This window comes from Robertmurraya sp. GLU-23 (assembly GCF_052983275.1).
The window spans coordinates 761620-784177 of record NZ_JBRKCV010000001.1; the positions used below are offsets into that span (position 1 = coordinate 761620).

At 35.8% G+C, this 22558-nt stretch carries 24 protein-coding genes; 15 read left to right on the forward strand and 9 right to left on the reverse strand.

Translation table 11 applies throughout. The features are described 5' to 3' along the window. Positions 1-27: 27 nt before the first annotated feature. Positions 28-1296: an ATP-binding protein gene (locus ACVBAX_RS03920; RefSeq protein ID WP_447115942.1), complete on the reverse strand. Its 1269-nt coding sequence runs from the start codon at positions 1294-1296 to the stop codon at positions 28-30. A 222-nt stretch (positions 1297-1518) separates the two neighbouring features. Between ACVBAX_RS03920 and ACVBAX_RS03925 the strand changes: the two genes are divergently transcribed. Together ACVBAX_RS03925 and pssA are read left to right on the forward strand one after the other, a co-directional pair. Continuing rightward, the gene (locus tag ACVBAX_RS03925) at positions 1519-1977 is read left to right on the forward strand and encodes a BsuPI-related putative proteinase inhibitor (RefSeq protein ID WP_447115943.1); all 459 of its coding nucleotides are present in this window, start codon (positions 1519-1521) and stop codon (positions 1975-1977) included. A 137-nt stretch (positions 1978-2114) separates the two neighbouring features. Continuing rightward, positions 2115-2813, forward strand: a complete 699-nt coding sequence (gene pssA, locus ACVBAX_RS03930) for a CDP-diacylglycerol--serine O-phosphatidyltransferase (RefSeq protein ID WP_447116037.1) — start codon at positions 2115-2117, stop codon at positions 2811-2813. Positions 2814-2860: 47 nt separating this feature from the next. Here the strand turns inward: pssA and ACVBAX_RS03935 are convergent, their stop codons facing one another. Then, the gene (locus tag ACVBAX_RS03935) at positions 2861-3235 is read right to left on the reverse strand and encodes a nucleotide excision repair endonuclease (RefSeq protein ID WP_447115944.1); all 375 of its coding nucleotides are present in this window, start codon (positions 3233-3235) and stop codon (positions 2861-2863) included. 386 nt (positions 3236-3621) lie between these two features. Between ACVBAX_RS03935 and ACVBAX_RS03940 the strand changes: the two genes are divergently transcribed. Then, positions 3622-4161, forward strand: a complete 540-nt coding sequence (locus tag ACVBAX_RS03940; protein ID WP_447115945.1) for a competence protein ComK — start codon at positions 3622-3624, stop codon at positions 4159-4161. Between the two features lie 47 nt (positions 4162-4208). On the opposite strand, the gene purU is transcribed toward ACVBAX_RS03940, so the two are convergent. Beyond that, positions 4209-5123, reverse strand: a complete 915-nt coding sequence (gene purU, locus ACVBAX_RS03945; protein WP_447115946.1) for a formyltetrahydrofolate deformylase — start codon at positions 5121-5123, stop codon at positions 4209-4211. Between the two features lie 107 nt (positions 5124-5230). Next, positions 5231-5941, reverse strand: coding sequence for a TVP38/TMEM64 family protein (locus tag ACVBAX_RS03950; RefSeq protein WP_447115947.1), 711 nt, complete (start codon positions 5939-5941; stop codon positions 5231-5233). A gap of 275 nt (positions 5942-6216) precedes the next feature. On the opposite strand from ACVBAX_RS03950, the gene ACVBAX_RS03955 reads away from it, so the two are divergent. Then, positions 6217-7710 carry an alanine/glycine:cation symporter family protein gene (locus ACVBAX_RS03955; RefSeq protein ID WP_447115948.1) on the forward strand — a complete coding sequence of 498 codons (1494 nt, stop codon included), beginning with the start codon at positions 6217-6219 and terminating at the stop codon, positions 7708-7710. Positions 7711-7888: 178 nt separating this feature from the next. Next, complete coding sequence (locus ACVBAX_RS03960; protein WP_447115949.1) at positions 7889-8629, forward strand: DUF2161 domain-containing phosphodiesterase; 741 nt, start codon at positions 7889-7891, stop codon at positions 8627-8629. Positions 8630-8651: 22 nt separating this feature from the next. Here the strand turns inward: ACVBAX_RS03960 and ACVBAX_RS03965 are convergent, their stop codons facing one another. Further along, the gene (locus ACVBAX_RS03965; protein WP_447115950.1) at positions 8652-8870 is read right to left on the reverse strand and encodes a hypothetical protein; all 219 of its coding nucleotides are present in this window, start codon (positions 8868-8870) and stop codon (positions 8652-8654) included. Positions 8871-9040: 170 nt separating this feature from the next. Between ACVBAX_RS03965 and ACVBAX_RS03970 the strand changes: the two genes are divergently transcribed. From ACVBAX_RS03970 to ACVBAX_RS03980, 3 genes are read left to right on the forward strand one after another with little or no spacing between them, the layout of a single operon-like run. After that, positions 9041-9817 (forward strand): SGNH/GDSL hydrolase family protein, encoded by a 777-nt coding sequence (locus ACVBAX_RS03970; RefSeq protein ID WP_447115951.1) that lies wholly within the window; start codon positions 9041-9043, stop codon positions 9815-9817. Between the two features lie 10 nt (positions 9818-9827). Next, on the forward strand, positions 9828-10736 hold the full coding sequence (locus ACVBAX_RS03975; protein ID WP_447115952.1) for an ABC transporter ATP-binding protein: 909 nt from the start codon (positions 9828-9830) through the stop codon (positions 10734-10736). Next, the gene (locus tag ACVBAX_RS03980; RefSeq protein ID WP_447115953.1) at positions 10729-11709 is read left to right on the forward strand and encodes an ABC transporter permease; all 981 of its coding nucleotides are present in this window, start codon (positions 10729-10731) and stop codon (positions 11707-11709) included. The genes ACVBAX_RS03975 and ACVBAX_RS03980 overlap by 8 nt, the downstream gene beginning before the upstream one ends. A gap of 29 nt (positions 11710-11738) precedes the next feature. Here ACVBAX_RS03980 and ACVBAX_RS03985 read toward each other — a convergent pair whose 3' ends face one another. Beyond that, positions 11739-13046, reverse strand: a complete 1308-nt coding sequence (locus ACVBAX_RS03985) for an ATP-binding protein (protein ID WP_447115954.1) — start codon at positions 13044-13046, stop codon at positions 11739-11741. Between the two features lie 210 nt (positions 13047-13256). Continuing rightward, the gene (locus ACVBAX_RS03990) at positions 13257-13610 is read right to left on the reverse strand and encodes a hypothetical protein (RefSeq protein ID WP_447115955.1); all 354 of its coding nucleotides are present in this window, start codon (positions 13608-13610) and stop codon (positions 13257-13259) included. 422 nt (positions 13611-14032) lie between these two features. Here ACVBAX_RS03990 and ACVBAX_RS03995 point away from each other — a divergent pair, with 422 nt between their 5' ends. Together ACVBAX_RS03995 and ACVBAX_RS04000 are read left to right on the forward strand one after the other, a co-directional pair. Further along, positions 14033-14824 carry a TIGR00266 family protein gene (locus ACVBAX_RS03995; protein ID WP_447115956.1) on the forward strand — a complete coding sequence of 264 codons (792 nt, stop codon included), beginning with the start codon at positions 14033-14035 and terminating at the stop codon, positions 14822-14824. Between the two features lie 246 nt (positions 14825-15070). After that, complete coding sequence (locus tag ACVBAX_RS04000) at positions 15071-15790, forward strand: YebC/PmpR family DNA-binding transcriptional regulator (RefSeq protein WP_447115957.1); 720 nt, start codon at positions 15071-15073, stop codon at positions 15788-15790. A 50-nt stretch (positions 15791-15840) separates the two neighbouring features. Here the strand turns inward: ACVBAX_RS04000 and ACVBAX_RS04005 are convergent, their stop codons facing one another. Next, complete coding sequence (locus ACVBAX_RS04005) at positions 15841-16299, reverse strand: DinB family protein (RefSeq protein WP_447115958.1); 459 nt, start codon at positions 16297-16299, stop codon at positions 15841-15843. A 121-nt stretch (positions 16300-16420) separates the two neighbouring features. Here ACVBAX_RS04005 and ACVBAX_RS04010 point away from each other — a divergent pair, with 121 nt between their 5' ends. Beyond that, entirely contained in the window at positions 16421-16840 is a 420-nt protein-coding gene (locus tag ACVBAX_RS04010) for a GtrA family protein (RefSeq protein WP_447115959.1), read from the forward strand. A 119-nt stretch (positions 16841-16959) separates the two neighbouring features. Here the strand turns inward: ACVBAX_RS04010 and ACVBAX_RS04015 are convergent, their stop codons facing one another. Continuing rightward, positions 16960-17886, reverse strand: a complete 927-nt coding sequence (locus ACVBAX_RS04015) for a MerR family transcriptional regulator (protein WP_447115960.1) — start codon at positions 17884-17886, stop codon at positions 16960-16962. A 255-nt stretch (positions 17887-18141) separates the two neighbouring features. Between ACVBAX_RS04015 and ACVBAX_RS04020 the strand changes: the two genes are divergently transcribed. The 4 genes from ACVBAX_RS04020 to ACVBAX_RS04035 all read left to right on the forward strand — a co-directional run bounded on the left by ACVBAX_RS04020 (position 18142) and on the right by ACVBAX_RS04035 (position 22528). Beyond that, a complete protein-coding gene (locus tag ACVBAX_RS04020; RefSeq protein WP_447115961.1) occupies positions 18142-19125 on the forward strand; it encodes a zinc-binding dehydrogenase in 984 nt (327 codons plus the stop codon). Positions 19126-19283: 158 nt separating this feature from the next. Next, entirely contained in the window at positions 19284-19679 is a 396-nt protein-coding gene (locus ACVBAX_RS04025; RefSeq protein WP_160547006.1) for a GntR family transcriptional regulator, read from the forward strand. Beyond that, a complete protein-coding gene (locus tag ACVBAX_RS04030) occupies positions 19666-20565 on the forward strand; it encodes an ABC transporter ATP-binding protein (protein WP_447115962.1) in 900 nt (299 codons plus the stop codon). The genes ACVBAX_RS04025 and ACVBAX_RS04030 overlap by 14 nt, the downstream gene beginning before the upstream one ends. Beyond that, entirely contained in the window at positions 20540-22528 is a 1989-nt protein-coding gene (locus ACVBAX_RS04035; protein WP_447115963.1) for a DUF6449 domain-containing protein, read from the forward strand. The genes ACVBAX_RS04030 and ACVBAX_RS04035 overlap by 26 nt, the downstream gene beginning before the upstream one ends. Positions 22529-22558: the final 30 nt, after the last annotated feature.

Here is a 22558-nt window from a genome sequence, read left to right on the forward strand (position 1 = left end):
GTTTAAGTTGATGTATTCAAAAATATACTAAGATGTTATAACATTTTCTACCTGTATAGGAAAACTGGGTAAAAGAATGGTTGCGGTTGTACCTTTATTTGGCTCACTATTGTAGGAAATATCTCCACCATGCTGCTCAATAATCTTAAAGCTCACTGTTAAACCAAGACCCGTTCCATTTTCTTTTGAACTATAAAATGGCTCACCAAGACGGTTTTTCGCTTGCTCAGATATTCCTTCTCCACTATCAATCACCCGAATAACTGTCATCCCATCAGAATTCACATCAAGTATGACATCTACTATACCGCCGTTTCTAGACGCTTCAATAGCATTTTTAATGATATTTATAAGCAATTGTTTGATTTGATTTTCTTCACAATTGATGGTGGGAGAGTGAACTTCATAGAAGTTTATACTTACATTCACCATATTTGCTTGTGTTTCTAATAAGGAAATAACATGTTCGATGGTGTTACTAACATGAGTCTTTGAAAAATTTACTTTTTGGGGCTTTGCTAAAAGTAAGAGCTCACTAACGATATCATTTATTCTCTCTAGTTCACTGAGCATAATTTCATAATATCTATCGTTTTTCTGATCAGCAGGACGAATAAATTGAACAAATCCCTTAAGAGAAGTTAGAGGGTTTCGTATTTCATGTGCAACACTAGCTGCTAGCTCCCCAATTACAGATAGTTTTTCTGAACGTACTAATTTTTCTTCTGCAAATTTCTTTTCCGTGATATCCCTTCCAATTACTACTAGACCTTTTCTCGAGCCATCTTCATAAAATAGGGGATGTTTAATGGTGTCAAATGTTTTTGTCCCTCCATTAGGGAGAGGGATGACTTCTTCACATCTAGTAACCGTTCGGCTCTCCCATGCGATACGGTCTGAATATTCTTCACAATAAATGAGAGCATCACGATAAAACTCAGTGTATTCAGCTAATTCTGTGTCCGTTTTTCCTTTATAATCCACATGTTCTAATTGAAAAAGTTCAAGTCCAAAACTATTGGTTTTTAGCCAACGTCCTTCTCCATCTTTAAAACAAACAAAGTCTACCATTGAATTAATCAAAGTAGATAATTGTTGCTCCTCTTTTTCTACCGTTTTTAATTTAGTGCTTTTCTTAATGATAAAATAGAAAAAGAACAAATTAAAAATAACGAACAGAATATCTTTTACAAGGTGTGAAAACTTATAAGAGGTGAGATCACCAGTTATATAAACGGAAGTTAAAATATAAGTAAAACAAAAAAGGATATAGACAATAACTATGATTTTTTTCAATGAGCGTACTCCTGTTCATGCTATATACAAAAAATAGTAAAAAAGCACTAATAAAATTTCAAGATAGTTCTATCTGTAAAAGTACCATGTTTTTTTCAAAAAAGGAAGTGGAATGCAGAGAATCGAGTCTCAGATAATTTTATTCCTGCTGAGTTAATTTGTAACTTCAAAACACTTCCAGACGACTAATAAGGTAAAAGAGTTACAAAATGAGGTGTTAATGTGAAGAAAATCTTAATGTTCTTAATAGCAGTTTTTATTTTAGGTGGGTGTGGTACAAAAAGGGAAGCAGAACCGGTACTATCAACAGGTAAAGAGGAGGGAAATATGGATACAGCACAAGGGGAAGCTGTTTCTAGGCTAAATGAAGTTAGTCCACTTTTGTTTCAGTATCATGTAAAAAATGACTCAGGTAAGGAAATTAAACTCGATTTTTCTTCCTCTCAAAGGTTTGATTATTTAATAATAAATTCAAGCGGAGAAGAGGTGTTCTTATTTTCAAGTGTTAGCTCTTTTTTACAAGTGCTAGGAAGTGAGGTACTCGCTCCGGGGGAAGAACTTTCTTATGACATTAACGTGAAAGATGTTGAACTAAATAAAGGAAAATATACGTTAAATGTTTGGATGACACCTAGGTCGGGGAAGGCGTATAGTACGTCAATAGAATTCATGGTTGAGTAAATGCCCCTTATTTGTGGAGATGCCTAACATCCATGGATGGTTAGGCATTATCTTTTATAGCGCTAGGAATAGAAGAAGAAAATGGTATAATAGGTTGGTAATGTATTTAGAGGCTCAAAAGGAGGTTGAAGGAGCTAGTGCGGTTTACAAAAAGTATTCCTAATATCTTTACATTAGGAAATTTATTTTGCGGATTTTTATCCATTGGTTTTGCTGCGGAAGGTGAGTATAATAATGCGGCCATTTTAATACTAATTGGAATGATGTTAGATAGCATGGATGGGCGCTTAGCGAGAATGCTTAAGGCAGATAGCTCACTAGGAAAAGAGCTGGATTCATTAGCAGATATTGTTACGTTTGGAGTCGCTCCATCATTTTTAGTGTATTATACATATTTAAATCAACTTGGAAAGCTAGGGATAATGGTGGCTGGTTTATTTCCATTGTTTGGTGCTTATCGACTAGCCAGATTTAATATAAGTAGTTCGAAATCAAGCTTAAATTATTTTATAGGTGTACCAATTACTGCGGCAGGAGGAATTTTGGCCTTATTAACGCTGTTTGGAAATTATATACCAAACATAATAACAACCGTTGTATTTACAGGATTGTGTTTCTTAATGGTAAGCCGGATAAGAATCCCCAGTTTTAAGGAAATTCCTTTACCCAAGTACGGGACGATTGTTACTCTCTTTATTGGGTGTTTGTTATTTGTTATCTATAAAGGAACGTATAAGCAATTCCCATATTTAATCTACATAGCAACTCCGCTTTACATCGCATATTTAGCCTACCGCTTTGTAAAAAAGAAAAACAATAAAGAAGAACTAGAGTAGAAAAAACCCCTTCATTTTTAGAAATGAAGGGGTTTGATTTGCTTATTTTATTTAAAGAAAACTTTATCAATATTATATTTTGCCTGCTCCGTATTGATAATATATGTTTCATAAATTTCTCTTTCCATCGCATCTTCAACAGTGATAACAGCAATTTTGTATACTTCATCCCGATGATTTTTAATAGGGGAAACTTGATCCTCAAAATGCTTTTTTACTCTTGGGCGAAGCTTCCTTGCTTTACCGACAAACAGTAAATCATCATTTGCATTAAAGAAAAGGATTATTCCACCTTTATCTCTTGGGATTTTGTGATAATCAGTAAAACCGTATTCGCTGCTTATTACTGCTTCAACTGGCTCTCCAACTTGTCGCTTCTTAGTAATTACGACATCTGGTTTAGGTATTTCAATTTTTATCATATGTATTCACTTCCTATTCTCCATTGATACTAACATTATTATAGGTAAAAATCCACTTTGTAATTACTAATGTTGTGAGTATTATCACCAAATTATCAAAATGAGGAAATATGAACGTTTTGTGAATAGTCCTAATCCTATTCCTTTTATTAAGATGGACCTTAATTTTACAGGAGGATTAGGAAAATAGTAATTTAGTAATAGGAAAAAAGTATATTATAATACTTAAATTAATTTTGTCAAATTGGCCGTGTTAGGAAATATAACATGGATTATGGCGAATTTTTTAACTATTGAAACAACTGTTGAAGAGTACGTACATGCTAAGGATAATATTGCTATAAATAACTCATTTTGTATTATGAGACCAATTGGAGGAGTTCTAGATGAAGATAATGGATAGCTATATTTTAACAAGTGAAACACTGTTTATGATTCCTGAAATCGATCCAAACGAAAATGTATGTACAATGGTTCAGGAAGGAAGGAATTCCTTTTTGGTTTCCAAATCTCCTAAAAGAATTTTAGAGGAAACCATGAAATACTATGGATTTACCTTAGAAGGGGCGATTAATGGGGCAAAAGCAGTATTAGGTAATTATCATATGGTTCCTATAGTTATTAGTGCACCTTTAAACATGTATTGGTTTCCAACCCAATCACCTTCTAGTGACCACTGTATATGGATTTCACTAGTACATATTGAGGACATTGTACAATATAGCTATCTGCAATCGCTTGTTTCTTTTAAAACAGGGATGCGCATTATCATTAACAAGAAAGCCGCTAGATTAATAAACAAGCAGCAGCAAACGGCCATTTTAAAAGTACGAACGGAACAGCGGCTTGCCAAGAAAGACTCTTACTTTATCCTACATAATAAATATAGCGGAGTTCAGAGTGGAGAAAATCCATTGGTGGAATAATTGGAAAACCGGCATATGTAAATATATGCCGGTTTTTTTGAAGTGTTTTAGTCAAAGACGATTGTTTTGTTTCCAAACGGAATAATTCTATGGCTATTATGCCATTGAACCGCCTTTAATAATACTTTCCTTTCAACTTGACTTCCAATTTTCTTTAAGTCAGAAAGTTCATGGTGATGTTTGACTCGCTCGATATCTTGCTCAATAATAGGTCCTTCGTCTAAATCGTCCGTAACATAATGGGCTGTGGCACCAATGAGTTTAACGCCTCTTTCATAAGCACGCTTATAAGGATTTGCACCTATAAATGCAGGAAGGAAGGAGTGGTGAATATTAATAATTTGACAAGGATAATGCTCGATAAATGCTGGAGACAAAATTTGCATATATCTTGCTAAAACAATAGTATCTATTTTATATTCCTTTAATAGTTCCAATTGTTTTTTCTCAACTTCTTCTTTTGTTTCACGAGTAACTGGTAGATAGTAAAAAGGAATATTAACATTTTCAACATATTCTCTAAGATCCTCATGATTTCCCACAACTAATTTAATATCACCTAACAAATCACCACGTTGCCATTCTAATAATAATTCGAGGAGACAGTGATTCTCCTTTGAAACAAAAATGGCTAAGTTTTGTGATTCACTTCCATAGTTAAAGGAATACTTCATATCAAATGTTTCGGAGAGAAGTTCAAATGACTTCTCAATAGATGGTTTTGTATTTTCTAAATCTGAACATTCGAATTCAATTCGTAAGAAAAAATGACCGGCTTCTGGGTCAGTTGAATGTTGGTTTGAATCGATAATATTACAGTCATGTTCAAATAATGTCGTAGAAACCTTCGAAACGATACCTGGTCTATCGGGGCAGCTGATTAGTAGGATTCCACGATTGTTTCTTTTTTCTTTTAAGCCGTGTTGCAAGGTAATCCCCCTCGTTGTGATAATATTGTCCAATCATACTACACACTAGAGTAGTTTTGTACTAAAAAAATTTTTTATGTGAAATTTATTAATTTTCAGAACGTAGGAAAAATCCTAGTAGTAGAACTAGGATAAATTATTTATTCTTCCATTTTAGAAGGTGTTTTTCTTTTTGCCCTTTTTTTATTGTAAACATAATAAAAGGTGAGAAATAGGAGTAATATACCCCCAACTATATATTCGTTAACAGTGGATGATAAAAAACCAACAGGAATAAGAGCTAAAACGAAAAAGTATATAAAATTTCCAAATAGGGTTCCGAGAAGAAAGTTAGAAAACTTAATAGAACTGACCCCCGCTAGTATATTCACCAAACTAGTAGGTACAAAAGGAAATACTCTGGCTTCAAACACATAAAGAAACCCCTTATTTTCAACTTTTTTTACTAGTTTTTCATCTACTTTGCCTAGAAGCCAACTTTGAAATAAATACCGAACAAGGAAGAAAATAATAATGGCAGCAAGAATACTTGTTAACCAACTCCATAAAAACCCTAACAAAAAGCCAAAAAAAGTGATATTAATGGTTATTACTACTAGTAATGGGATGATTGTGAATGTGTTTTGAATGATCATGACCAATGTTGAAAATAGTAAAATACTGAATCGATTGTTTCCAACAAATGTTTTAATCTTCTGTAAATCACCCTCTAGGATCGCTTCAAACAAAGTAGTATTTCTCAGGAAAATAAAAACACCTAAAATAACAAGAACAAAAACTACATTTCTCCAATTAAACAATAGCCCGCTGATAGCTCGATTTTTCATATAAATTACATTAGTGGGTGACACAAATATTCAACCACTGCTTCCCCTTTATCTAGACTATTTTTCGCCTTGTTTATCTTATTAAATCTACGTCAATAGTGTACCACAGAGAGGGTGTCAGACACCCTAAAAAGACAAAATGGGTATTTTTGTCCGTGTGGGATGGACAGTGTGATGGGATTCTATTGTAAGATAATCTTACAAACTTAATCTAAATATTTAAAAAATTAAAAATAATTCTTTTCAATTATGACAACTCTTATTATAATAAGAAAATAATATACTAAGGGGGAATTTATTTGGAAGATTTTGTAAACTGGTTAAGTGGAATAATCTGGAGCCCAGCACTTATTTATTTATGTTTAGGAGTAGGATTGTATTTTTCAATTGCGACTAGATTTTTACAGGTTCGACATATGGGTGATGTTGGAAAGTTAATGTTCCAAAAGCATTCATCAGAAAATGGTATTACTTCTTTTCAGGCATTATCATTAGCCCTATCTGGACGTGTTGGTACAGGTAATATCGCAGGGGTTGCTACAGCTATTGCTTACGGTGGACCTGGTGCTGTTTTTTGGATGTGGTTAATTGCCTTTTTAGGAGCGGGGTCTGCGTTTGTTGAGGCTGCGCTTGGTCAAGTGTACAAAGTAAAACAAAACGGTCAATACCGTGGGGGACCTGCTTTCTATATTGAAAAAGGTTTGAAAATGAAATGGTATGCAGTTTTATTCGCATTTGTAACGGTACTTGCAACGGGTGCTTTGCTTCCCGGAGTTCAAGCAAATAGTATCGCCGCGGGTATGGATAACGCATTTGGTATTAGTCCTGCAATTACCGGAACAATTGTTGTTTTCGTCTTAGCTGTTATCATCTTTGGTGGGGTTAAGCGTATTGCTCGTACAGCTGAGATTGTCGTACCATTTATGGCGGTTGGATATATTATTGTAGCATTAGCAATTATTGTATTAAATATTTCTGAGTTACCTGGAGTTATTTCATTAATCTTCTCGAGTGCTTTTGGCCAAGATGCTGCTTTTGGTGGAATACTTGGATCTGCTATCGCTTGGGGAGTAAAACGTGGGATTTATTCAAATGAAGCCGGTCAAGGGACAGCACCGCATGCGGCATCTGCAGCAGAAGTCTCACATCCAGCGAAGCAAGGGATTGTTCAAGCTTTCTCGGTGTATATCGATACATTATTTGTTTGTTCAGCAACAGCGTTTATGATTTTAATTACAGGTATGTACAATGTTACTCCTGAAGGGGCTGACCCAATTCGTACGAATTTAGAAGGAGTAGAACCTGGTCCTCAATATACTCAAGCTGCGGTTGAGTCAGTAATGCCAGGATTTGGTGGTCCGTTTGTTGCAATTGCTTTATTGTTCTTTGCATTTACAACAATCATGGCGTACTACTATATGGCAGAAACGAATCTTGCTTACATAAATAGCAAGAAGAGCCGTAAATGGATGGACTATGTATTACGTGTTGTATTCCTATTTATGGTGTTCTACGGAAGTGTGAAGACAGCGGGTCTTGCTTGGACGTTAGGTGATATTGGGGTAGGAAGTATGGCGTGGCTTAACATTATTGCGATCGTTTTACTAACGAAGCCAGCATTAAAACTTCTTCGTGACTACGAAGAACAAAAGAAAGCGGGTAAAGACCCTGTGTTCGACCCAGTTAAAGTTGGAATTGAAAACGCCGAATTCTGGGAAAAGGAATATGTGTACCTTGGAGATCACGAGGAGACTAGAAAAGATTTTGAAAATAGTAAAACAATAAGTAAATAATCTGTTACTTAAGCTCATATCTATTTGGTAGCTGTTCCTAACACCAAATGGATATGAGCTTTATTTTTAAATAAACTGTCCACCTGAGGAGGACAAAAAAGGAAAAGTGTCCACGAAGGGTGTCTGACACCTACCCAGTGTGGTATACTTTTCGGAAAAGGGCTAGAAGGGGAACAGAATGGTAAGCAAGGAAAAGAAGCTCTACGAAGTAGATTTATATAAACCGATAGAAAAGTTTTTTTCTAAGCTTGGCTTTGAGGTACAGGGAGAAGTTCATCATTGTGATGTAGTGGCACTAAAGGATGACGAATTAATTGTTGTCGAATTGAAATTATCCTTAACTGTTGACCTCCTTATGCAGGCAACAAAAAGGCAGAAGCTAACGGATCAAGTGTATATAGCAATTCCTAAGCCAAAATATAAGATGAACTCCAAAAAATGGCATGATCTTTGTCACTTATTAAAACGGCTCGAATTAGGGCTAATTGTTGTTTCTTTTTTTAAAAGCGGTGCAAAAATGGAAGTCTGTTTTTCCCCACAACCATTTAACAAACAGAGAAGTAAAAATTATCATGTAAGAAACCGGAAAAAGTTGATTGAGGAAATGCAAGGAAGAAATGTTAATTACAATATTGGCGGCAGTTCAAAGACAAAAATTATGACCGCATACAAAGAGAACTGTATACAAATTGCCAGTTTGTTAGATAGAAACGGCCCGATGACTCCAAGGTCACTCCGTCAACAAGGGACGGGTGAAAAGACATTATCGATTCTTTCAAAAAATTATTATGGCTGGTTTGAAAAAGTAAACAGAGGTGTATATACCATTTCTGATATAGGTAAAAAAGAGTTGAAAAATTTCCCTGAGGTTGTTAATCATTTCCTGGTTGCTGAAGATAAACATAATGAAAAACACTAGCTTCGAGCTAGTGTTTTTCACTTTATGATGATTTTTGTTGTTCCTTCAAATGGATAAGTGAACCTTTTTTTATCCAATATTGAAAACTATCAAGTGGAAAAACACCCCTACAATTAGAGTTTTCCATTTGAATCACGACTCCATCTCTTGTTAACTCTACAATTTTCAGTTTGTCAGATTTACTGATATTTGGGATAAAACTTTTTGTCATTTCAAATGACATGTTGTTCATTAAATCCATTTCTCATACTCCTTAATAATAACTTACTTTCCTCACTAATTTGTCCAAAGTTAGTTATTATATCCATAATTTAGTAATGAACTTTTATAATAAGAAGGTCAAATTTGAACAAAGCGGTTTCAGTCAGTAAAATATGAGTATAGACCAATACTGCTAATAGGAGAAAAATTATGAATAAAACGTATATTACCATTGTCTCGTTCCTATCGATAGGAGCATTTTTGGTTTTGTTATTTGGGTTTTCTTGGACCATTTACAATCAATTGAGTAAAAAAGAATCTACGGTTAGGGAACAAACGCAAGTAGAGGAAATTGTAAACGAAAAGGAAGGAAAAACCATAGTTGCTCTTGGCGATTCTTTAACGAGGGGAACAGGTGATGAAGAAGGAAAAGGATATATTGGGTATTTAGTTGAGGAATTAGAAAAGAAGACGGATGAAAAGCTTAGTCTTCATAATTTTGGGGTGAAAGGGTACCGTTCAGAACAACTTCTAACTCAAGTAAAAGGGGAAACGATTCAAAATCAAATCAAAGATGCAGATGTCATTTTAATGACAATCGGTGGAAATGACTTGTTTCAAGGTGGACAAACTCTCGTTAGTCCAAAGCAAGACGAAATATCGGTTATAAAAGACCAATATGTAAGAAACCTCAATGAAACCATTGAATTGATTAAATCAATAAATCAAGATGCTGTCATTTTTCTAGTGGGCTTATACAATCCCTTTAATGACCTTGAGGATGCTGCAACGACAACGGCTGTGGTAAGAGATTGGAATTATTCAACCAATCAGCTTCTTGATCAATACCCGAATACAGTTTTTGTACCAACTTTTGACTTATTTCAGCTTAAGGTGAATGACTACTTGTTTTCAGACAAGTTTCACCCGAATAGCAAAGGATATCAATTAATTGCGGAAAGAGTAGCTTCACTAATAACATGGTAGGAGTTTTATTATGACGGAGATAACTTTATCTATTAAAGGGTTACGTAAAAGAATAGGGAAAAGAGAAATTATTAAAGGACTAGACTTTGAGCTTAAAAGCGGTGAAGTATTTGGTTTTTTAGGACCAAATGGAGCAGGAAAAACTACAACTATTCGAATGTTAGTGGGGTTAATCCGTCCAACAGCAGGAAGCATTCATGTCTGTGGATATGATGTGAAGAAGGATTTTGTTAAAGCTATGAGTCACCTAGGGTGCATTGTAGAAAATCCGGAGCTTTACCCTTATTTAACAGGGAGGGAAAACCTTCAACATTTTTCTCGGATGATACCGAATTTCGATTCCAAACATTTAGAGTATGTTGTTAAATTAGTCAGACTTCAAGATCGAATCGATGATCCTGTTAAAACCTACTCGCTTGGTATGAGACAAAGATTAGGAATTGCTCAGGCGCTACTTGGAAAGCCCAAGGTGTTGATTTTGGACGAGCCCACTAACGGATTAGACCCGATGGGAATACGTGAAATGAGAGAATTTATCCGGTTTTTAGCTGAAAAAGAAGGCTTAACCGTGCTTGTATCTAGTCATTTGCTCAGTGAAATACAATTGATGTGTGATAGGGTGGCTGTTATTTCAAAAGGAAGAGTAATTAAAGTAGATACAGTTAGCAATTTGTTAAATCTTCAAGAGCAATTAGTTTGGAAAGTGGCTCCAGTTGAAAAGGGAAGAAAGCTTCTGGAGTCGACTACGTCGGTCATTCTGGATGAAGAGAACCTGTTAGTAACTCCGTTATCAGAAAAATCCTCTGTGTGGAATCGAATGCTCGTAGAAAATGGGGTAGAGGTCCACGAAATCCAAAGGAAAGTGCCTACATTAGAAGACCTATTCCTCGAATTAACAGGAGGAGAATCCGTTGAATAAGCTTATATTTAATGAAATGCTAAAGATTATCCGGAAGAGAAAATTGATTGTTGTTGTAGCGATTATGACCGTTTTAATTAGTCTTTTTACATATGCGCAATTTCGTGAGGTTCAAAGACAAGTTGAAAAATTAGGGGATGTTGATTGGAGAACCACTTTACAGCAACAAATTGTTGATACACAAAACCGATTAACGAGCAGTGGTATTTCAGATGAATGGAAAGCTCAACTACAAATTCGTGTCCAGCAGCAACAATACTATCTAGATAATAATATTAATCCAGCCGAGCCGGGTGCTCCAACATTTGTTCGTAGTTTTGCACAAGAGTCAATTACCCTCTTTGTTCCATTATTAATTATGATCATTGCTGCAGATATCGTATCTTCAGAGAGAAGTGCGGGTACGGTTAAGCTCCTATTAACGAGGCCGGTTAAAAGGTGGAAGATTCTCTTAAGTAAATACGTTGCATTAATATTGTCTATTTCTATTATTGTTGTTCTTATGGGATTACTGGCGTATGTGATCTCAGGAGTGGTGTTTGGATTCGGAGGTTGGAAGGCACCGATTTTAACAGGTTTCACTAGCGTCGGAGGAGAGCTTAATACGTCAAATGTACAATTGATCGATCAGTGGCAGTATATTTTAATGGAGTTTGGATTAGTCTGGTTTGTTGCGATAGTTGTAGGAACCCTTAGTTTTATGTTATCTGTTTTATTAAAGAGTACGTCAGCTAGCATGGGAGTCATGCTTGCTGCTTTAATTGCTGGGTTAATTTTGAGCAATCTTGTTTCCTCCTGGCAATCGGCGAAATATTTGTTTATGATCAATCTTGATTTAACAGGATATTTAGCAGGCAGCTCTCCACCAGTACCCGGGATGACACTTTTATTTTCTATTGGCATACTAGCGGTTTGGGCAGTTGTGGCATTGTTTGTCTCTTTTGCTGTTTTTGTTCGGCAAGATGTCTATTAAAGAAAGTACCACTATATAGTGGTACTTTCTTATATGACAGCAGAAACTTCAGCCTCGGTAAGTGGGAGAATTACTTCGAAAGTTGTTCCGATACCAACTTGGCTAGATATATGTATTTTACCTTTATGATTTTCAATGATTTTAAAGCAAGTCGTTAGACCTAAACCGGTGCCTTTTTCCTTGGTTGTGTAAAATGGTTGTCCGATCTTTTCAAGAGTGTCTTTAGAAATACCGCATCCAGTATCGGAAAAATAAATTGAAACAAACTGACAGTCATTCACAAGACTTACGTGGACTTTTCCACCATTTTGCATGGCTTCAATCGCATTTTTAATAATATTAATAAAAACTTGTTTGATCTGATTTTCTTCCCCATACACCCAAATAGGCTTATCATCTTTCTTCAGCTTTATTTCAATGCTACTCATATTGGCTTTAGTGCTGATAAGTGCAATAACATAGTCTAAAGTTTTAATGATGTCAAACTTTTTAAGATTGACAACTTGTGGCTTGGATAGAAGTAGCATCTCGCTTAATACTAGTTCAATTCTTTCAATCTCTGAAAATATGACATCAATATACTCTTTTTGAAGATGTCGTTGCTCTTTCAATAACTGAATAAATCCCGAAATGGAGGTAAGAGGGTTTCTGACTTCATGGGCAATGGCCGCAGACATATTTGCTACGACACTTAACTTGTCAGAATGTATGGCTAAGTCTTCGTTTAATTGAAGCAATTTTAACTCTGAAAGCTTCCATTCGGTAATATCCGTTAATGTTCCAACCGTAGAAATAAGCTTACCTTTATCGTTAAAATTAAATTTAGAGTTGACTTCTATCCAAACAAAGCCACCATCTTTCTTACGTAAACGTACTTCTTCTTGGACAATTTGAGTGGAATGCTTAATCGTTTCGATAACTCGTTCATTCATCCATTCTTGGTCTTCATGGTACACATAGAATAATAGGGAGCGCCCAATACTTTCGAGGGGTGAATAGCCAGTAACCGTCTCCCAGGCTGGATTCAACACTGTAAAACAACCCAAGTGATCCGTTTGATAGACTACTTGATTCAAGTTGTTAAATAAATATGTATTTGTTTCTAACAGTTTTTTGTAGTTTTCTTCACTGTTTGATAGCTTTTTAAAAAGTACTTTTGATTTGTCAAAATACGAACCTAGACACCAAGCAGTTATGGCGAAGGTAAAAGTGAAAGGAAGGTCAAGCCATGGATCATACTCATAATTTTTTGCTACATAGAAAACTATATTCCATGTAGTCATTCCAATCAAAAACGCAATAGTTGAAGTTAATCTACCTTTGTAGCGTTCAAACATTGGTTCAACTCCATCTCATAAATACTTGTGAATACTTCCGATATAACCTAATATAACCTAATTTTGTTATCCTTGGAATAGAATTTCCTTTGATTCCGATTAAAATTTTTAAAATTCAAATTATTTATTTCGTAATTTAAAATAATAAAGGGTTAAAAAGATGATTGCAAAGAGGGGAAAGACCGAATAACGATCTTCCCCTATAGACTATTAAAATTCCTCATCCTGAGTGGAAAAGGGGATATTTAGACGCTTCTCAACGGTTCTAAGTCTTTGGTTCAATCGACTTAGTCGACGGGTATGTTTTTCATCGTTTTGGTTCACTCGGACAATTTCTTGATTTATTCTGCCAATTTCTTTATTCATTCTTGTGATTTCTGTTATTTGACGAGTTAATTCTCTATTAAGGCGTTCAATTTCTTTTGATTGGTTTTCATTTTTTCTTTCTAAAGTTGCTAATCTTCTTTCGAAACCTTGAATTTGAGGTGGTTGCCGATAATAGTCATGAATGGAAGTAGTGGGGACTACATAACCATTTGTAAAATAAGTAGGGTAGTGATACATTTGAGGCAGCTCTCCTTTAAAGTTAGTCCGTATAATGTATGAATATCACAAATAATTGACAAGGCAGTAGCCTAGTGTAGATTTTTGTCATCATATACATTATTTCTTGGGAAAGCGCAAGACTTGACATTTCCTGCGATTTCTGTGTCGGAAATTGTATTATAGAGACATTTGTTGTCAGAAAATTATAATAAATAATACGTGCAATCTGTCAGTTGGTGTAATATTATTTTTCTTAAAGGGGAAATTTGTTTGTAGCATAACGCTAGCGGTTGATAGCAGGGTGTTTCTACTACATAAGCAAGTCAAAAAAATTGTATGTATAGGAAACTTCTTTATAATTTCTTCGTATATAAAATGGCTATTAGTTTTTATAAGAACGAGAATGAAAATACCAAACAGTTAATTTGGAGGAAATGTAGATGAATAATCATGAAATTGATTTTAAGATTTATGGAGATGACATGCAGTTTGTTGAAGTGGAACTTGACCCAGGAGAAACGGTTGTGGCTGAAGCAGGGAGTTTAATGATGATGGAGGACCACATTCATATGGAGACGATCTTTGGTGATGGTTCTTCCGGAGGTGGAGGTCTGATGGGGAAATTGCTAGGAGCCGGAAAAAGAATGATTACTGGCGAAAGCTTGTTTATGACGACATTCACGAATCAAGGAAGTGGGAAAAAGCATGTATCCTTTGCTTCTCCTTACCCAGGAAAAATAGTACCAATGGACCTCAGTGAGCTAGGGGGTAAAATTATTTGTCAAAAGGATGCGTTTCTAGCAGCAGCAAAAGGTGTGTCCGTTGGTATTGAATTCCAGAGGAAAATTGGGGCAGGATTTTTCGGTGGAGAAGGATTTATCATGCAAAAGCTTGAAGGTGACGGAATGGCCTTTGTTCATGCTGGAGGGACCATTTATCAAAAAACGCTTACACCAGGGGAAGTTTTACGAGTCGATACGGGCTGCCTAGTCGCAATGACGAAGGATGTAGATTATAACATAGAAATGGTTAAAGGTGTTAAAACAGCTTTATTCGGTGGAGAAGGGTTGTTTTTTGCTACATTGCGTGGACCGGGAACCGTTTGGATTCAATCTCTACCATTCAGTCGTTTAGCGAGCCGTGTATTTGCCGCAGCTCCGCAGGCTGGTGGAAATGGAAAAGACGAAGGTAGTTTATTGGGTGGCGTATTTAGAATGTTGGATGGAGATTAATAAGAGCCAAGAGCTTTTATTATACATGAGCTGCTACGGCAGCTTTTTTTGTTGTCCTAAGTAACCACTGTCCACCTGAGATGGACAAAAATAGGGGAAGTGTCCACGAAGGGTGTCTGTCACCGACATAATGTCACCGTTATAATTCTTTCGTAATTGGAGTTGTTGCGGTATAATATGTCATGTGATTAAGTGTAAGCCTATTTAGTAGGCAGGTAGATATAATGTTGAAAGAGAGTGTTCATTATGGGCCGTAAGTGGAACAATATTAAGGAAAAAAAGGCATCTAAGGATGCAAATACGAGTAGAGTTTACTCCAAATTTGCGTTAGAAATTTATGTAGCAGCTAAACAAGGTGAGCCGGATCCAGAATCAAACCAGGCGCTTAAATTCGTTTTAGAGCGTGCGAAAACGTATAACGTACCAAGAGTTATTATTGACCGTGCGATTGATAAAGCTAAAGGTGGAGCAGAAGAAAATTATGATGAGCTTCGTTACGAAGGCTTTGGACCAAGCGGATCAATGATCATTGTTGATGCACTTACCAATAACGTGAACCGCACAGCTTCCACCGTTCGTGCTGCGTTTGGCAAAAACGGCGGAAATATGGGAGTTAGCGGATCTGTTGCTTATATGTTTGATAATACTGCTGTATTTGGTATTGAAGGTAAAACATCTGATGAGGTACTTGAGTTACTAATGGAAGCAGATCTTGATGTACGTGATATTCTGGAAGAAGAAGATACTGTAATTGTGTATGCTGAACCCGATCAGTTCCATGCTGTACAGGTTGCTTTTAAAGAGGCTGGAATTACAGAATTTACGGTTGCCGAGCTAACGATGCTCGCTCAAAATGATATTACCCTAGACACAGAAGCTCAAGCACAATTTGAAAAATTAATTGATGCATTAGAAGATTTAGAAGATGTACAACGTGTGTATCATAACGTTGATTTAGGAGAGTAAAAAAGAAGCAAGCCTTTTTTCAAGAAAGGCCTGCTTCTTTTTTGCTATTTTTATGGACGATAGATGAAGAAAGGAACCTCTTCAAGTCCTAATAGACGAACATATGTAAAAAGTTGTCCTTTATGATGAATTTCATGATCTTTTGCTAGCTCCAAAACAGCTTTTCCTGGTAGGTCCATTCCAGCAAAAGCAATGATGCTTTCCAATTGTACGTCAGTTAATTTTTCCAGCTCTTGTTTAGCATACTCAGTCTGAGCTTCAACAAATTCAATAAGCTCTTTTGCAGTAGAAACTTCCTTCTTTTCTGTTGGAGGTGCAAACACTCCAGTCTTCACTGTGTTTACGAACATTGAAGTGGAACCCGAGATATGAAGGACAAGCTCCGATAAGGACATTCCATTTTCCCACGGTTTAAAGGAGAGTTGCTCATCGTCAACTACTTTTATTAATTCAAGTAATGCTTTTCTATGCGATAGCCAGCCGCTGATGAAACCAGATAATTTACTCATTCATTTTCCTCCTATATTGAAAAATAACCACCTAGATAATTATAAGATAAGAACTTATTTCTAACAATTTTTAACTACGTATAAATAATTTGACTAGTTTTGAAACATAATAGGATGAAAAATGGGTAAAGTAGTGAGATTGATGAGGAATCAGACATTTATTGAATTTATCAAGTTTTCTATTGTCGGAGCAATTAATACGGTGGTTGATTTTGGTGTGTTTAGCCTGTTACTTACAAATGGTTGTCCTATTTTAATGTCTCAAATCATCTCATATGGATGTGGAACGCTAAATAGTTTTATAATGAATCGTTTATGGACCTTTAAGGAGAATAAAAGTAATGAGTATTCTGAGCCCTTAAAATATGTAGTAGCAAATGTAGCTACCTTAATTTTTGTGTCGGTGTTGATTCTATTCCTTATCAACCTGGTTCATCTTCCAATTTTAATAGCAAAAGTCATATGCACAGGATTTGGGATGGTAATTAACTTTATAAGTAGTAAGTTCTGGGTGTTTCAGAGAATCGAGAGGAGTAGGTAGGGGGTTCGAGTGATTCGGAATATAGTTGTGAATAGGGTATAGGTCATCCATAAAAGCAGGTGTCCATCGGCAAAAAAGACAAAGCGGGATTCACCCATGCTTTGTCTTTTAACCACCTATTAATCTCCCCAAAGTTTCCACCAGCTGCGTTTTTTTACTGGTTTTGCTGCGGCTGCTTCACGGAAGGCTGAAACCAAATCTTGAAATCCTTCTTCACGTTGATGAATATGACTAGTAAATTCTTGGAGTTCGTGAATAGACTCTCGAAGCTGCTGCTGATCCTCATGCAAAGAAAAGGCAACTGTTCGAACATCATTTTTGACATCTGCTACGGTTTGAGACACTGATGATAGAAGCTGGTCATTTTCTGTTTGAACGGCTTGGTTCATTTGCTCTATTTTTTGTTCAATGCTTTCAGAGGTTGCTTTCGAATGTTTCGCAATGGTTTCTGATAAGGTTCCGAATGTTTCAGAGGTATATTTCGAATTTGATTGAATCGCTTCTGTTAGTACTTGCATATCAGCCTTTCGTTTATCGTTTGATCTTTGAATGGACTTTGAAAGATCAACGACTGTTTGTAAAGATGAATTTGCTAATTCGTACTTGATTTCATCCATAAGGATGGAACGCTGTTCTAACATCTCTCGCCTTACTTCATGGATCACACCATCTTTTAAGATTTGAAGGCTAGCTTGAATGTCAGTTAATTGTAACGAGTGCTCGTTTGTTTTTTCTGTCTCTGCTACATCTGTCGTTGCCAAAACCATTTCGAATGATTCGGAGGCAGATTCTGTAGGTGATTGTAAGTGTTTCTCTAAAAGAGTTCTAATCATCCCCTTGCCCACATTTTGAGCTCTCATAGCTGAAATTTTTTCTAAAAGTTTAATTTCAACACTTGTATAATAACGCGCACCTTGCTTTGTCCGCGGAATGACTAATAGTCCACTTAAATCTTTTTCCCACTGTCTAATGGTTCCAGAAGGAATTCCAAGTAGTTTTGATACCTCTTGAATAGAATAGGCTCTTGTAATTTCTTGATTTATCATAGTGACGTTCCTTTCTTATAAAAATTTAGTGGTGTGCCAATATTAACAATTATTCTCTATGAAACTAGTTAGATTCCTGCCATAAGACAAAAGCTATCAAAACTAGTGTTCTTTCCACAAAAGCTGAGGGGAAGTTTGGTTATTTGCGATTGTAGAGTCGAAATTAATAAAAAACCTCGAAATAAGAAGGTAGAAACTGTAAGTGTCAAACGCTAAACTAAAGGTAGAGTTATAGAAAAACGGGGAGGGTAATGGATGAGAGCAATCGTATTACGTGAACTAGGAGGAGTAGAGCAATTTCGACTAGAGGAAGTGGAGAAGCCGATACCGAATGCTCATGAAGTGCTCGTAAAGTTGAAGGCGTCAGCTTTGAACCGTCGTGATATATATGTTCGAATGGGACAATACCCAGGAATTAAGATACCGGCAATACCAGGTGCTGATGGGGCTGGGGTGTTAGAAGACGGGACCGAAGTCATTATTTATCCAGCATTAAATTGGGGAGAAAATGAAAATTTCTATTCAAAAACTTTTCAAATTATCGGTGTTCCTTCAAATGGAACCTTTGCTGAATACATAAAAATACCTAAAGAAAATATATTCTCAAAGCCTGCTTACCTTAGCTGGGAGGAAGCAGCAGCGCTTCCATTAGGAGGTTTAACTGCCTACCGTGCGTTGTTTACAAGAGGAAAACTACAAGAAGGAGAGACTGTATTAATCCCTGGAATCGGCGGAGGCGTTGCAACCTTTCTTCTACAAATGGCTGTTGCTGTAAAAGCAAAGGTATTTGTTACATCTAGTAGCGACGAGAAGATTAAAAAAGCGATAAGCATGGGAGCTTCGGGTGGTGTAAATTATAAAGTAGAAAGATGGGATCAACTATTAAAGGAGCAAATGGGTTACGCAGATCTCATAGTTGATAGTGTGGGAGGTTCTAGTTTTTCTAAACTCATCAATGTAGCAAATAATGGGGGAAGAATTGTTAGCTTTGGTGCAACTGCTGGACCAATTCCACAAATTGTCATGCCAAAAATATTTTTTAAGCATTTGGATATTCTTGGTTCTACCATGGGTTCACCAAAAGACTTTACAAATATGCTGAAACTGTATGAAGAACATCAATTACGCCCGGCTATAGATTCAGTTTATTCTTTAGAAGAAGTTCAGCAAGCCCAATATCGAATAGAGAATGGGCATAATTTTGGGAAAGTTGTGTTGAAACTATCCAGCAAGTCATAGTTATATTGCCTTACAAGCACCGTCATTTTAACCAAATGACGGTGTTTTTTTATTTTTTTTTTAAAAACCCTTCTATTTTTTGGGCATTTAAAATATAATTCAACTGTACCACCTGTATTACGATTAATAGTACACTAGGTACAGATTGGAGGATGACCATGTTTGAGCTAGATATAAGAAGTCGAAAGCCAATATATGAGCAGCTGGTTGACAAGTTAAAAGAGCTTATTATTAGTGAAGTCATGAAAGCGGATGAACAGCTACCATCCGTTCGTGTAATGGCGCAGCAACTGACGATTAATCCGAATACCATCCAAAAAGCCTATCGAGAGCTTGAGATTCAAGGATATATTTATTCAATTAAAGGAAAGGGGAGCTTTGTGAGTCCAGATACTCCAAAGCAAAACAGTGAAAAAATGAAGACAATTAAATCGGATCTAATAAAACTTTTGTCAGAAGCTATGTATCTTGGAATCACTAGTGATCAACTCGTTGAAATCATAAAGGAAGTGGAATCTACAATAGGGGGAGGGAGCAAGAGTGATTCAATTTAGTAGGGTAAGTAAATCCTTTGAAGGAACCGATGCGGTTGAAAATATAACCCTCCATATTCAAAAGGGATCAATATATGGATTGCTTGGAACGAATGGAGCGGGGAAAACAACTTTATTAAAGCTTTTAGCTGGAATTTATGTTCCTGACCACGGTTCTGTATTGGTTGATGAGAGCTCAGTATTTGAAAATAGTTACATAAAACAGAGAGTTTTCTTTATTCCTGACCAACCATTCTTCTTTTCACAATACACACTAGCTGATATGGGGAAATTTTATGAAAAGATTTACCATAGCTGGAATCAAGAGAGATATAAATTACTAGTGGATGCATTTAAGATCGATGAAAAAAGAAAACTTCATAAATTCTCAAAAGGTGTGCAAAGGCAAGCAGCGTTTATTCTAGCCTTGTCTACCATGCCTGACATCCTTCTTCTAGACGAGCCTATGGATGGACTCGATCCAGTTGTTCGGAAAAATATTAAAAGCTTAATTATTGAAGATGTAGCATCAAGGGAAATGACTGTTCTTATCTCGTCCCATAATTTGCGTGAAGTAGAAGATATTTGTGATTATATAGGCATTTTGCATAAAGGAGAGCTAATGATTGAGAAGGAACTGGATGACTTAAAGTCCGACACACATAAAATTCAAGTAGCATTCAAGGAAAATGTTCCGGAGAATCTATTTACCGATGTCAAACTTTTACATCAAGAGAAAAGAGGAAGTGTCTTTATCTGCATTGTTAAAGGAAAAGAAGCGGAAATAGTAGATAAAGTCATGAAATATCAACCTGTCATTCTTGATATTCTCCCACTAACATTAGAAGAAATCTTTATTTATGAAATGGAGGGTGTCGGATATGCCATCAAAAACATCTTTGCTTAACCCTGAGATATTCAAGTTAATGCTTAGGAGCTCAGGTTGGGTTTCTATTATTTATTTTCTTGTATTGTTGTTTGCTATTCCATTTGAAATATTAATGAGTACAACAAATGAACGTTTGATGTTTGAACCAGCGAATGTGTTCCAATTCAATCTGGAACTTCAATATATTTTACTAGTATCCGTGCCTGTTTTATTGCCCTTGTTCTTGTTTCACTTTATGCAGTCAAAACAAAGCTCAGATCTTATTCATAGTTTACCAGTAAGTAGAGAAAAGATATTCCATCAATACACTCTTTCTGGTTGGTTAATGGTGAACATCCCGGTTATCTTAATAGCAATGATTGTTTTTGTTCAGCGAAGTGTTTTGAATTTGCAATCTATAGTAGAAATTGACTCTATTTTTTATTGGCTAGGGATGACAATTCTTTTTAATACCATCATATATATAAGTACAGTGTTTATCGGTATGATCACTGGCATTTCAATTGTACAAGGAATTCTATCGTATATTTTTCTGCTTCTGCCAGTGGGATTATTTGTATTAAGTGCATTTAATCTACAGTTTTTTATGTTTGGTTTTCCAGATAGTTATCATCTAAATGGAAAAGTACAATATTTATCTCCATTAACCATGATAGAAGCAATACAAGATATTTCTAATATGATCCTTTTAGGAATTTATGCAGGTATTTCCATAGTATTGTATTTCCTTAGTTTAGCGCTTTATAAAAAAAGGAAACCGGAATCTGTATCACAAGCTGTTATTTTTCCAATCTTAAAACCAATTTTAAAATTTGGAATGACTGTTTGCTGTGCATTATTGGCGGCTGCTTATTTCGGTGACTATCGTGAGCTTTCTGAAGGCTGGTTATTTTTCGGATATCTGTTTGGATCTTTTTTTGGCTATGTACTAGCTGAAATACTACTCCATAAAACATGGAGAGTCTTTGGTCATCTTAAAGGCTATTTGTACTATGGTGGTATTTTAATAGTAATCATAGGTATATTTCAGTTTGATCTTACTAACTATGAAAACCGAATTCCAGAAATAGAAGATATCCAAAAGGTGCATTTAAGTAATGGGCCGTATCTTTATTTGAACCCGGAGGAAAGTGGCTATTCAAAAAACACCTTCTACTTAAATGAAAAAAGCAATATTGAATTAGTTCACGATTTGCATAAACAGATTCTATCCAATAAAGATAGTAAAAAAGCAACAAGTGAACAAAACGAAACGGCCTTCTTTGTGTACGAGTTAAAGAACGGAAAAAAATTGGTTCGTGAATATGAAATAAACAAGGATGATTATTTGGCGTATTATAAACCCATTCATGAATCAAAGGAATATAAAGAGGTGAACTATTCATTATTCAATTTAACAATGGATGAAATTAACATGATTACTATTGAGTCAATGGGATATAAAAATGATCGTGCCGTGATTTCTGAGAAAGCTGATATCAAGGAATTTCTATCAATTATAAAAGAAGATATCTTAGCTTCGACGTATGAAGAGATGTATAGCTCAAAATCTTTTCAGTCTCATATATCCTTTTCATTGGATAATAGCAAAGAATATTACGGATACGCTGATATCCCTGCCTTAGCTACCTACAAAAGGCTTGAAGATTGGTTAGCTGAGAAAGAACTGCTTGATAATGCCTTTATCTCGGAGGAGGACATCGATTATGCTGTGGTTCTAGAAAAAGAGGACCTTGAAATTAATCCTGATGGATATTCGAATCATGAAGTGTTTACTAACATGAATAATCATCCAAACGCCAAAACTTTCAAAACGAAAGATCAAATAAAAGAACTGATGAATATTACGGAAGATGCTTATTTACCAGATAGCCAAAAGACGTATGTAGTCGCCTATATTTTTAAAAATCAACAGGACCCATATTTAGGAACGTTTGACGAGAGCAATGCACCTATATTTGTAAATGAAATGTTTAAATAAATTGATTACGGGGAAAGGGAGGGAGTGATC